The sequence below is a fragment of the Acidovorax sp. Leaf73 genome (assembly GCF_916855635.1).
In the GTDB taxonomy this organism is placed as follows: domain Bacteria; phylum Pseudomonadota; class Gammaproteobacteria; order Burkholderiales; family Burkholderiaceae_C; genus Acidovorax; species Acidovorax facilis.
Window position 1 is genome coordinate 190,694 of record NZ_CAKASI010000009.1, and the last position, 11,815, is coordinate 202,508.

The 11,815-nt window shown below is 65.7% G+C and carries 8 protein-coding genes; 2 read left to right on the forward strand and 6 right to left on the reverse strand.

Annotation, left to right across the window (positions count from 1 at the left end; translation table 11 throughout):
* Positions 1–28 precede the first annotated feature (28 nt).
* The 5 genes from LPA35_RS25465 to LPA35_RS25485 all read right to left on the reverse strand — a co-directional run bounded on the left by LPA35_RS25465 (position 29) and on the right by LPA35_RS25485 (position 5,994).
* A complete protein-coding gene (locus LPA35_RS25465; RefSeq protein WP_228900050.1) occupies positions 29–1,810 on the reverse strand; it encodes a diguanylate cyclase in 1,782 nt (593 codons plus the stop codon).
* 17 nt (positions 1,811–1,827) lie between these two features.
* Positions 1,828–3,300 (reverse strand): oxygenase MpaB family protein, encoded by a 1,473-nt coding sequence (locus LPA35_RS25470; RefSeq protein WP_228900054.1) that lies wholly within the window; start codon positions 3,298–3,300, stop codon positions 1,828–1,830.
* On the reverse strand, positions 3,297–4,118 hold the full coding sequence (locus tag LPA35_RS25475) for a carotenoid biosynthesis protein (RefSeq protein WP_228900057.1): 822 nt from the start codon (positions 4,116–4,118) through the stop codon (positions 3,297–3,299). The genes LPA35_RS25470 and LPA35_RS25475 overlap by 4 nt, the downstream gene beginning before the upstream one ends.
* Positions 4,119–4,302: 184 nt before the next feature.
* Positions 4,303–5,124 carry an alpha/beta fold hydrolase gene (locus tag LPA35_RS25480; RefSeq protein WP_055397361.1) on the reverse strand — a complete coding sequence of 274 codons (822 nt, stop codon included), beginning with the start codon at positions 5,122–5,124 and terminating at the stop codon, positions 4,303–4,305.
* 42 nt (positions 5,125–5,166) lie between these two features.
* Positions 5,167–5,994: a proteasome-type protease gene (locus LPA35_RS25485; RefSeq protein ID WP_010459683.1), complete on the reverse strand. Its 828-nt coding sequence runs from the start codon at positions 5,992–5,994 to the stop codon at positions 5,167–5,169.
* A gap of 319 nt (positions 5,995–6,313) precedes the next feature.
* On the opposite strand from LPA35_RS25485, the gene LPA35_RS25490 reads away from it, so the two are divergent.
* Entirely contained in the window at positions 6,314–7,522 is a 1,209-nt protein-coding gene (locus LPA35_RS25490) for a S9 family peptidase (RefSeq protein ID WP_228900060.1), read from the forward strand.
* A gap of 62 nt (positions 7,523–7,584) precedes the next feature.
* Here the strand turns inward: LPA35_RS25490 and mutS are convergent, their stop codons facing one another.
* Entirely contained in the window at positions 7,585–10,203 is a 2,619-nt protein-coding gene (gene mutS, locus LPA35_RS25495; protein ID WP_228900062.1) for a DNA mismatch repair protein MutS, read from the reverse strand.
* A gap of 282 nt (positions 10,204–10,485) precedes the next feature.
* On the opposite strand from mutS, the gene LPA35_RS25500 reads away from it, so the two are divergent.
* The coding region (locus LPA35_RS25500) for a PAS domain-containing protein (RefSeq protein ID WP_228900066.1) at positions 10,486–11,815 on the forward strand (1,330 nt) is incomplete at its 3' end.

Genomic DNA, 11,815 nt, shown 5'->3' on the forward strand with positions numbered 1-11,815 from the left:
CAAGGCACCACGGTGCAGGAGGCCTGTTTCATGGTGCAAGCGCCAGTTCGCCACTGTTGCGCAGGATGGAGCTTTTGCCCCCTTGCTTGCCGGCATACATGGCTGCATCGGCAAGACGGATCAACCCATGGGAGTCGTCGCTGTCCAGGGGGGCCAGGGCATAGCCGATGGTCAGTCCCACCTTCAGGTTCAGGTCGCCCAGGGAGAACGGCGCATCGAAAGCGTGCAGCAGGGATCGGCCCAGCTCTTCGGCATGGTGCGGACTTTCGAGATGGCAGGCCATGACGATGAATTCATCCCCGCCCAGCCTTGCTACCAGGTCGGTCTGCTGGCGGACACTGGCTTGCAGCCGCTGGCCCACAGCCACCAGCAGGTCGTCGCCCACATCGTGGCCATGTGAGTCATTGATGGGCTTGAACCCGTCCAGATCGATCAGATACACCGCGACCAGATGGCTTGGTGAGCTGGAAGACAGCGCAAGTTGCAGCGCATGCTGCAGCCCACGCCGGTTGCTCAGACCTGTCAGTGGGTCGCTGTGCGCCAGCGAATGCATGATGTCGCGCTCGCGCAGCGCCTCCTGTGCTTTCATCCGCATGGCTTTGGCACGCAGCCCCATGACGCGCAAGAACAGCAGCATGTCCAGCGTGGCGCCGAACTGGAATGAGTGCAGCGTCCAGAAGTTCGCGGGCACCCAGCCCTGCACCAGGCACACCATGAGTGCGGCAGCCACACCGTAGGCAATCCAGGCCGCCAGCAGGGTGGTGCCGATGGGGTCTTTTTGCCGCACCCGCGTGATGGCAGCAGGCACGCTGATGAGAGAAGGCAGGGGGCCTACCAGACTCATGAAGGCGATGGCGATGGCGATGCTCAGCCAGCCCAGCGTGACGGCAACGCAGACCGCTGCTGTGATCGCTGCACCTGCGCGCATGGCGCGTGCGTACCGGCTTTGCGGGTTGTCTGCCAGTGCGGCACTCAGGAACAGGAACGAGCCCGCCAGGGCAATCAACCCAGCGGCCAGTCCTGCATACCGGCTCATCCACAGATTGCCCGGCCATAAAAACTGGTCGCCAATGCCGAAGAACTGCAGCGAAAAACCCGCGCTGCCCAGCACCACCAGTGCATAAAAGCCGAACAAGTGCTCGCGCTGCGTGAACCACTGGATCAGGCTGTACGCCAGCAGGCACAACGCCAGCCCGTTGAGCAGACCCTGCAACATCTGCTCGCGCAGGGCCTGGTGCATCTGGTAGGGCATTTCGCCGACCGTGATGGGCAGGATCAGTGGTCCGGTGGCTTGCACCCGTATCAGCAGGTCGTAAGCCTGTCCGGCCTGCAGGTCGAATGCCATCGCTGGCGTGCGGCTGGATAGCTGCATCTGATCACGCTGGCTGGTGCGAATCTGCTGGAGCACCCGGCCGCCACTGGTCAGGTAAATCTCGGCCTGCAGCGAGCTGTAGCCGATATCCACCATCCAGGGGGCGCGCGGTGTCTTGGGCGCGACGATGGGAATGTGCAGCCACATGGCTGCCTTGTGCACACCCAGCGAGCCACCGCGCCGGGCAGGCGCCTCGAACTCATTCAGGCGTTCCAGCATGTCCTGCACCGAAAGCTGGTATGTGGGATCGGCCTTGAGCGTGATGGCTTCCCAGGCATTCATCTGCGGCCGATCCTGCGTCAGCACCAGAGGCGCGTTCGCGTGCACGCCCGCAGGCAGAGCCATGATGACGAACAGCCAAAGCAGGCTGGACGCCACGCCGCAGCGCGCACGACCAAGCCGGGTGATCGTCAGGAGGGCGCAGACCAGCGGGGACATTGGCGTGGGAACAACGGCTATGTGGGTTGCTGCGCCTGGGCGGGGTGTGCGGCAGGGGCCTGGGCGGCCAGGCCCGCGCTCCAGCTGCCGCGCGTTGTCAGCCGGTCTTCGATCCGGTTGATCCAGCCCGGCGCGTGGGGGTCATCGCTCCAGCTGTGCACCACCTCGTCTACCTGGTTGAGCAACTCGGTGGGCAGTTGGAGGGGGCGGGTCTGGCTCATCAGCACGCGGCTCATGAAGTGGTAGCCCAGGATGCGCGTGAGTGTCCTCACGATCGAGAACCGGGGCAGCACCAGGCGCAGCACGGTGTCGATGGCACGGGCGATCAGCAACACCCCCCAGAACAGCAGCGCCGATGGCCACGGAACAGGCTGGGTCAGGCCCAGGTCGCTGGCCGTGTCGCGCCCGCACAGGTAGCGGGTCATGAGTTCGGGAAAGGGTTTCACAATGTTCCAGGGCAGCGAGTTCTCCATGGTCTGCATCAAGGCCCGGCCCAGGGCAGGGCGGGGGTCCGGTGTGACGGGTTCGGCGCGGCCCCGGGCCTGCATGCGCGCCATCAGGGCCTGGCCCTGGTCCATGGTGTCCACCATCAAGGCCCGGTCGATGCCCAGGATGTGGCCCACCACGTTCCAGGCGTGCAGGTAGGCCTCTTCGTCGGCCGTGCGCAACCTCAGCCCCAAGCGGCGCAAGCTGCGCAAAAACACATAGCCAAACGTTAGCAAGGTGTAGGCCAGCTCTTCCTGGTTGCAGGGCAGTCCATCGCCTTTCAGGTTCCAGCCGCGGGCGTACAGCGTCTGGAACATGGCCTGACGCCCGCCCCCGCTGGGCAGGGCTTGTGGTGCCACCTGCCCGCTGCCCCCGGCCAGCAGCTGTTTGACGGCACTTTGCGGGCTGCCGTGCAGGATCAGGTTGCGGATGGTGGCGTGGATCAGCCGCACCTTGAGCACCTGCGCCACGCCCGCGCCGCGCTGGCTGAGGCCACCGTGCAGCATCACGGGGAAGATCATCGCGGCCGTGGACCGGATGCGGTACTCGGCGTTCTGCTCCAGCTGGCCCGAGGTGTGCAGCACGCTGGAGAGGTCGGGGATCACATAACACTCGGGCAGGCTGGCGCAAAACAGCAGGATGCACGACAGCGCCCCATGCTCCATGAACAGCTTCTCGGCACGCTCGATCTTTTTCGCATCGGCCCAGGACGGCAGCGCTTGCGCGGTCTGCACGTAGTGGTTCAGTGCCCGGGCCATGGCTGCATCCACCCCGTCACCTTGGGCGGTCCAGCCCACCAGGCTCTTGTTGTCCGTCCATTGGCCGAACAGGCGGTTCACGGTGTCGATGCGCGCCCATTGCGGCGCATCCACCGCGACGTCCCCTGCGGGCCAGTCGCCCAGGATGTCGGCGATGGTCTGGTCGGCCAGGGGGTCGGCGTGGTGCTGCATACCCGCCAGTTCGGCGTCCGAGATGGTGTTGGAGTGTGACGTGTTCTGGTTCATACGCTGGCCTTTGCGGGGGCTGCCCAGCGCTGGTACCCGGCCAGCGCGCACAACAAGGGGATGCCCATCGCAAACGGCGCAATGGAGCGGATTTCCACCGGATTGCCCAGGATCATCTGAAACACCATATTGCTCCCATACAGTGCCAGCGGAACCAGGGCATGGTGGCGCAAGAACGGGCTGGATGGCTGCAGGGCCTGTTTGCGAACCGACATGCGGAAACCGAAGATGATGACGAAGGACACGAACACCCAGCCAAAAAACCCCTGCACCGTCTCCCCAAACCATGCGCCATCGGTCTTGGTCATGATCCAGGCCTTGAGGGTGTACACCATGTAAGGGTCGGCGCCCAGATCAAACGCCGTGACGATCATCGCTGCCAGAAATGACAGCATGGCGGCATTGCCCAGGCCCCGCGCGCCGTCCACCGCGCTTTGCCAGACGATGAGGTTGCAGATCACATACCCCGCATAGGTCAGCGAAAACCACATCAGCGGGATGACCAGGGGCACGTCCCCCAGATGGGGACCCAGCACGTCGGTGTAGGTGTACTGGCCAAAGAACCAGCCGCGCGAGGAGCCCATCTGCTCGGCAAACCAGCCAAAACTCACGGCAATCAGCACAAACTGCAGCGCTGGCCGCGCGCCCAGCAAATGGGTGGCACTGGCCCAGCAGCAGGCAAACATCACGACCGAGGCAATCACCAGGGCAATGGTGGTGTCGTTGTGGGTGCGGACTGCGAGGATGACCAGATAGACGGCCAGCAGCACATAGCTGAGCACAGGCAATCGCGAGGCAAAGTGAGGCAGGGTGGGCATGGGGGTGTATCACACTGTAACAACTCCCCCAGTGTAGGGGATTGCTCCACTCCGGGCGAACCTTGTTTGCCCTGATCGAAGGCCGTCTTGGCGGGGCTTTTCGGCGCTATTCGGGGCATTGCAGGAGGTATTGGGTGCTATGCCGCCCCAAACCCCGCAGCCCCCCAACACTGCGGGTGGGTCGTCAGTGCTTGACCGGGTTCAGCGCCGCCAGATTGAGCAGCGCCGCCTCAATGGCCGCCGCCGTGGCCACGGGCTGCTCCATCGGAAACAGATGGCTGCCGTCCAGCATCATGGTGCGGCCTTTGGTGATGCGCAGTGTCATGGCCATGCCCACCTGCCGCATCTCGTCCGAATCGCGCCCGCCAATGAAGGCGGCCGGGCACTGCAGGGGGTGGGTGCTGAGCAGCCGTCCCAGGTTGTGCGGCAGCGTGTTGTAGATGGCGGTTTCCACTGCGCGGTCAAAGCCCAACACGCGCTTGCCGTCGTGGTCCACCAAGCCGTGGGTGATGTAGTCGCCCAGCACTTCGGGGTCCCAGTGCGCAAAGGCCTTTTTCTTGCGAAAGTGTTCCAGCGCCTCTTCGTTGCTGGCCCAGCTGAAGCGCCGTTGTCGGCTGACCTTGCCCGGCGAGATGGAGCCCACGACCTGCGTGCGTTTGGCCACATCGACCGCGTTGGCCTTCCAGCCGCCCAGCAGGGGCGAATCGATCAACAGCACACCGCGCACCAGGTGGGGGTGGCGGGCGGCGGCCATCACGCTCAAAAAGCCGCCCAGCGAATGGCCCACCAGAAATACAGGCTGGCCCAGGCGCTCCACCTGCGGCGTGGCGAAGTCCGCTAACTGCTGCACCAGATGGGGCCAGTTGTTGGTCACCGGGTACTTGGGGTCGTGGCCGTAGCGTTCCACCGCGCTGACCTCAATCCCCCGGGCCTTGAGGTGCTGGAAGAGCACGCGGTACGTGCTGGCCGGGAAGCTGTTGGCGTGCGAGAAAACGATGGGGAGCATGGGGATACCGGCGGGGCAGGGCGAACCCCGCCGTCAGAGAAATCAGATGAGCTTGTCGGTGTGGTTGGTGATCTTCTTGAGCGGCTTGCTGCGGGCCGGGTTCACCATGATGGGCACGGTGGTGGCGCCACCCCCCCAGGCCGGGTCTTCGATGCTGTCGAACACCTGGCGCAGCTTCTGGCCCCAGCTGTCGTGCAGCATGCGGAAGTAGGGGTTGTTCTCGTCGATGCAGACCACCTTGGAGGTCGAGAAGCTGTCGGCCTCGTACACCACCAGGTCCAGCGGCAGGCCCACCGACAGGTTGGACTTGAGCGTGCTGTCCATGGACACCAGCGCGCACTTGGCGGCTTCGTCCAGCGGGGTTTCGGGGGTGAGCACCCGGTCGAGCACGGGCTTGCCGTATTTGGATTCGCCGACCTGGAAGTACGGTGTCTCGGACGTGGCCTCGATGAAGTTGCCGGCCGAATACACCTGGAACAGGCGCATGCCTTCACCCTTGATCTGGCCGCCGAACACCATGGACACATTGAAGTCCACGCCCGAGCGCTTGAGCGCTGCGCCGTCGCGTTCGTGCACATGGCGCACCGCAGCACCGAGCACGCGGGCCGCGTCGAACATGCTCTTGGCGTTCCAGATCGAGATCGTCTCGCCCGAGTCACCGTCCTTGAGCTGCTCGGTCTGCAGGATTTCGCGCACCGACTGTGAAATGGACAGGTTGCCTGCCGACAGCAGCACCATGAAGCGGTCGCCCGCCTTCTCGTAGACCATCATCTTGCGGAAAGAGCTGATCTGGTCCAGGCCGGCATTGGTGCGCGAATCGGACAGGAAAACCAGTCCGGCGTTGAGTTTGATGGCGACGCAATACGTCATGGAAGAAGTGGGGTCGTTGTAAGAGGGGAACCCGCGAGTTTAGTCCGGCGTGGGAAGGCACCCTTGGGCAGGGTGCGGGCCAGTCATCGCGTGTGCAGTAGCCGGTATCCTGTATTGATAGCAACCAACGCTTGGTGGATAAGCGCTGGAGGCCATTTTTACTCAAGAATTGGCAGGGCCCAACCTTTTGCGTTCACCCGAAGTTCCGGCGGCAGCCAAGGCAACTGCCGCCCCGGGGGTAAAGGGCTATTGCTTACGGGCCAGGCAGTGTGTGCCCGTCGCTCCTATCATCCGCCGCTTCACCTGGAGGGGCCTTGCCGTGTTGAACCCACTGATTTTGTCTGTAACCCGCCGCGCCTGCGCGCTGGCCTTGGTGGCATTGCTGGCGGCCTGTGGCGGGGGCAGCGCGCAAGACCCCGGCGATGGCGGCAACACTCCGGAGCCACCTCCCGCACCGGCGCGTTCCGGCCAGCTCGAATCCGCCGCCTTGCTTGGCACCGTGCCGGCCGCTGATATCGCTGCAGCGCTGGCCGCCAAGGAGTCGCTGGCCCAGGACGTGGTGCCGCGCTACAGCGTCACTTCTTACCGGATCGAGTACCTCACCACCGATGCCGACGGCAAAGAGGTGCGCGCCTCGGGGCTGGTCAGCGTTCCGCAAAAGCCAGCGGGCGCCAAAAGCCCGGTGCTCAGTTACCAGCATGGCACCCTCTTTCGCGATGCCGAGGCGCCCAGCAACAACGCGGTTGCGTCCGAGGTGGCGGTGGTGCTCGCATCGCTGGGCTATATCGTGCTGGCGCCCGACTACGTGGGCTTTGGCGCTTCCAAGGGCACGCCCCACCCCTACCTGCTGGCGGCGCCGTCCGCAGCCGCCACGGTGGATTTTCTGACCGCCACCCGCACCTGGCGCAGCCAGGCCAACGTGGCGGACAACGGGCAGCTCTTTCTGACCGGCTACTCCGAAGGCGGCTACGTCACCATGGCCACACACCGCGCGCTGCAAGCAAGCGCATCGCCCCACCTGCAGCAGCTGCGCATGGTGGTGCCGGGCGCGGGGCCTTACAACGTGCAGACCACCATGGATGGCCTGGTGGACCTCGTGCGGCAAGAACAGCCGGTGATCGGCGCGCTCATCAACCCGGGCTTCTTGCGTTACCTGGGGGGTAGCGTGCAGCGTGAGGTGCGCCGCCTGCTGCTGCGCGCGCTGATCCCGGGCGATGCCGATGTGGCCTACGACACACGTTTCATCGACCACTTCCTGGCCGACGACGTGTTGGCCCTGGCCAGCGCCAGCAACGTCTACGACTGGAAACCCAATGTGCCAGTGCGCCTGTACCACGGCCGCGATGACCGCACCGTGCCCTACGCCAGCTCGGTCAGCACCGTGCGCGCGATGCAAAGTCGCGGCGCGGGCGATCTGGTCAGCCTGACTGAATGCCGCGCACAACCGGTGGCCGGGCACCTGCCCTGTGTGCCGCCGTTCATCACCTTCATGCTGGGGCAGCTGGCGCCGGTGGCGCAGGATCTTTAAGCCGGGCAGGTGGCGGGGCTCGCCTTGGTGGGGAGTGCTACCCGCTGGGGTGCGTGACTGCGTCAGCCCGCCATCTTCTTGAGCTGGTACAGCGCATCCAGCGCCTCGCGCGGGCTCAGCGCATCGGGGTTGATGCCTGCCAGCGCAGCTTCCAGCGGGCTGGCGCCCGCACTCTCAGGCACCTCGGGCGCAGCGAACAGGTCCACCTGCAATTCATCTTCGCCTGCCCGCTCTTCCAGCGCCGCCAGCGCATGCCTTGCGTGGTGCAGCACGGGCGAGGGCATGCCCGCCAGCTTGGCCACCTGAATGCCGTAACTGCGGCTGGCCGGGCCGGGTTGGATCTCGTGCAGGAAGACGATGTCGGTGCCGCTCTCGGTGGCGCTCACATGCATGTTGATCGCGTGGCGCGCCTTGGCGGGCAGCTCCGTCAGCTCGAAATAGTGCGTGGCAAACAGCGTGAAGGCGCGGGTCTTGTCGTGCAGGTGCGTGGCAATGCCGCTGGCCAGCGCCAGGCCGTCGAACGTGCTGGTGCCCCGGCCGATCTCGTCCATCAGCACCAGGCTGTGAGGTGTGGCCGCGTGCAATATCTGCGCGGCCTCGGTCATCTCCAGCATGAAGGTCGATTGCGCATTGGCCAGGTCGTCCGCCGCGCCGATGCGGGTGTGGATGGCGTCGATGGGCCCCAGGCGGCAACTGGCGGCGGGCACGTGGCTGCCCATGCTGGCCAGCAGCACGATCAGCGCGACCTGGCGCATGTAGGTTGATTTACCGCCCATGTTGGGGCCGGTGATGACCTGCATGCGCGTGTTGGCGTTCAGGCGCGTGTGGTTGGCGATGAAGCTGCCGCTGGATGTCTCAGCCAGACGGGCTTCGACCACGGGGTGGCGGCCGCCTTCGATCTCGATGCAGGGCTCGGGCACGAACTGCGGCGCGCACCAGTTCAGCGTGAGCGAGCGTTCGGCGAGTGTGCACAAAACGTCCAGCGTGGCCAGCGCCTGCGCCAGGCGGGTGAGGGCGGGCACGTGGGGCTGCAGCTGGTCCAGGATCTGCTCGTACAGCCACTTCTCGCGGGCCAGGGCACGCTCGTTGGCGGACAGGGCCTTGTCCTCGAAGGTTTTCAGCTCGGGTGTGATGAAGCGCTCGGCGTTCTTCAGCGTCTGGCGGCGGCGGTAGTCGTCGGGTACGCGGTCGAGGTGGCTGCCGGTCACTTCAATATAGAAGCCGTGCACCTTGTTGAATTGCACGCGCAGGTTGGGGATGCCGGTGCGCGCCTTCTCGCGGGTTTCCAGATCCAGCAGAAAGGCATCGCAGTTGGTCTGGATGGCGCGCAACTCGTCCAACTCGGTGTCGAAGCCGTTGGCGATCACACCGCCGTCGCGCACCAGGGCGGCGGGCTCTTCGGCGATGGCGGCCTGCAGCAGGCCGGTGCAGCCCTCGGGCGGCTGCAGATGGCCGAAAATTTGAATCAAATAGGGCTCCAGAGCTTGTCCATTCAGCGCAAGTAGCTCTGCTTTTTGTAGCGTTTTGCCCAGACCCACCAGTTCGCGTGGGCGCACCTGGCGCAGCGCGATGCGGGCGGTGATGCGTTCCACATCGCTCACCCCTTTGAGTTCGCCGCGCAGCAAGGCCCAGGGGCCAGTGCCACCCCCAGCGCCGCCCGCACCGCGCAGCGCGGTGGTGGCCGACAGGCGCTGGCGCGCCTCGGCGCGGTCGCGGCGCGGCTCCAACAGCCAGGTCTTGAGCAGGCGGCTGCCCATGCCGGTCATGCAGGTGTCGAGCAGCGAAAACAGCGTGGGCGCATCGTCGCCGCGCAGGGTTTTGACGAGTTCCAGGTTGCGGCGCGTGGTGGCGGGCAGGTCGATGAGGTCGTCGTTGCGTTGCACCTGCACGCTGTGCACGTGGGTGAGCGTGCGGCCCTGTGTGTGTTCGGCATACGTGAGCAGCCCGGCGGCGGCGGCGTGCGATTCGCCCAGGTCTTGCGCGCCCCAGGCCTGCAGGCTGGCGGCGCCCAGGTTTTCGAGCAGCTTGCGTTCGCCCAAGGCACTGTCGAACTGCCAGTCGGGCCGGGGGCTCATGGGGCAAGTGAAGGCGCCGCCTTGGCGAAGCACCTGCAGTTGTTGCTCGAAGCGCTCTGTCACACCCGCGCTGTAGATCAGCTCGCTGGGTGCCACGCGCGCCAGCCAGGCGCCCAGTTCGTCCTGCGCACATTCGGCCAGGAAGACGCGGCCCTGCGTCACGCTCAGCCAGGCCAGTCCACAGCGCGCACGCGGCGCCTGGTGCACGGCCATCAGCAGCGATTCGGATTTGTCGGACAGCAGCTCCGTGTCGGTCAGCGTGCCGGGTGTGACCACGCGCACCACCTTGCGCTCCACGGGGCCCTTGCTGGCGCCCACCTCGCCCACCTGCTCGGCAATGGCCACCGACTCGCCCATCTTGATCAGGCGCGCCAGGTAGTTCTCCAGCGCATGAAAGGGCACCCCCGCCATCACCACCGGCTGGCCGCCCGACTGGCCGCGCTGCGTGAGCGTGATGTCGAGCAGCCGCGCGGCCTTCTCGGCGTCTTGCCAGAAGACCTCGTAGAAGTCGCCCATGCGGTAGAACAGGAGCGTTTCAGGGTACCCGGCCTTGAGGGCGAGGTACTGCTGCATCATGGGGGTGTGGTGTTCGAGCGTGTCGGACATGCTGGGGGCCGAGAAATGAGGCGTGGACTGTAGCAGTTCGCTCCACGGGCCTGCACTGCATGCGGCAGGGGGCGGAGCCCGTTGGCCCAGGCGGATACGGTGATCGCCGTGCTGCGCGGAGGGCTCCGGGTTTTCCCTTGGGCAAATGCCACAGGTTTTTAATGTCCGTTACGTTTTGACATACTCTTGCCTGTATGCTGGCACATTGGCTGTGACCCTCGGCCCCGCCTTGCGCAGGCGGGATTCCTACCCACCGCAGGCTTCAAAGGTTTCAGAGCGACCGTGATCTCGTCCGAACTGTTGACCGATCTCCTTGCCCCCGTTGGCGAGGGCCACATAGAGCCGATGGCGCAGGCGCGTCTGCAGGCGCTGGTCGATGCCGTTCCGGTGGCCTTGATGGAGTTCCGGTTGCAGCACGGCCGTCTGCTGCTGCTGGCTGCCAACGCTGCCGCACGCCGCATGCCCGGCCTGGGGGCGGTGCGCAACCCCGGAGCGGATGCCTGCGAGGTGTTTGACCTGCTGGCGGGCACCCCCCTCATGGACCAACTGCAAGGCGTGGCCCGCGTGGGTGCGCCGCTCGAATGCCGCCAGGTGGTGCGCGAGCCGGGTCGGCTGCTGCTGGCCTGGGATCTGTCTGCGCGCCGTGTGACCAGCGATTGCATCGTGGTCACCGTGCGCGATGCCACCGAGGCCGAAACCCTGCGTGCCGCGCTGGCAGCGTCCGAACGTGCCCTGGAAGAAGTGCGCCGCGAACTGCGCGAACAGACCGAGGTCTTCAACACCATGGAGAGCCTGGCCCGCACGGGCCATTGGCGCCGCATCGAAGACCCGGGCGAAACGGTGCTGCTGTGGTCGCCCGGCCTGTGCGACATCGCTGGCTTCGAACAGCAGGAATGGGTGGACCCCGAGCGCGCCGTGAGCGGCATCCTGCCCGAGGACCGCCATGTGTTCGACAAGGCCCGCATGCCAGGTGCCGGCCTGGATGTGGAATACCGCTGGCGCCGGCCCGATGGCGAAGTGCGGTGGATGCGGTCGCGCGTGCAGCGCACGTTGCCGCGCGATGGGGTGCAGGTGGTGATGGGCGTGGTGCAGGACGTGACGGACGAACACCGCGCGGCCGAACAGCTGCGCGAGCAGCTGCTGTTCATCCAGCGCATTGCCAGCCGCATACCGGGCTTTATCTACGAGTACCGACTGCATGCGGATGGCGGCACCAGCGTGCAGTACATCAGCGATGCGGTGCGTGACTTCATGGGGGTGGAGCCGAGCCAGGTGACCGCCGACCACGGCGTGCTCATGCACCGTGTGTTGCCCGAAGACCTGCCGCAGGTGCAGCGCTCGGCGATCACGTCGGTGCGCAGGCTGGTGCCCTGGCAGTGTGAGTACCGTGTGCGCATGCCCGACGGCAGCGTGCGCTGGCACATGACCAATGCCATTCCGCACCGAGAGCCCGATGGCTCGGTGGTGTCCCATGGCTTCACCATGGACATCACAGACCGCAAGCGCGCAGAACAAGAAATCGAGCGCCTGGCCTTCTTCGACGCCCTCACAGGCCTGCCCAACCGCCGCCTGCTGCTGGACCGCCTGCAGCGCTCCATCGCCGCCTGCCAGC

Bases quoted from the DNA above. Each gene is read 5' to 3' on its own strand.
- LPA35_RS25465 (WP_228900050.1), bottom strand. From the start codon at position 1,810: ATGTCCCCGCTGGTCTGCGCCCTCCTGACGATCACCCGGCTTGGTCGT.
- LPA35_RS25470 (WP_228900054.1), bottom strand. From the start codon at position 3,300: ATGAACCAGAACACGTCACACTCCAACACCATCTCGGACGCCGAACTG.
- LPA35_RS25475 (WP_228900057.1), bottom strand. From the start codon at position 4,118: ATGCCCACCCTGCCTCACTTTGCCTCGCGATTGCCTGTGCTCAGCTAT.
- LPA35_RS25480 (WP_055397361.1), bottom strand. From the start codon at position 5,124: ATGCTCCCCATCGTTTTCTCGCACGCCAACAGCTTCCCGGCCAGCACG.
- LPA35_RS25485 (WP_010459683.1), bottom strand. From the start codon at position 5,994: ATGACGTATTGCGTCGCCATCAAACTCAACGCCGGACTGGTTTTCCTG.
- mutS (WP_228900062.1), bottom strand. From the start codon at position 10,203: ATGTCCGACACGCTCGAACACCACACCCCCATGATGCAGCAGTACCTC.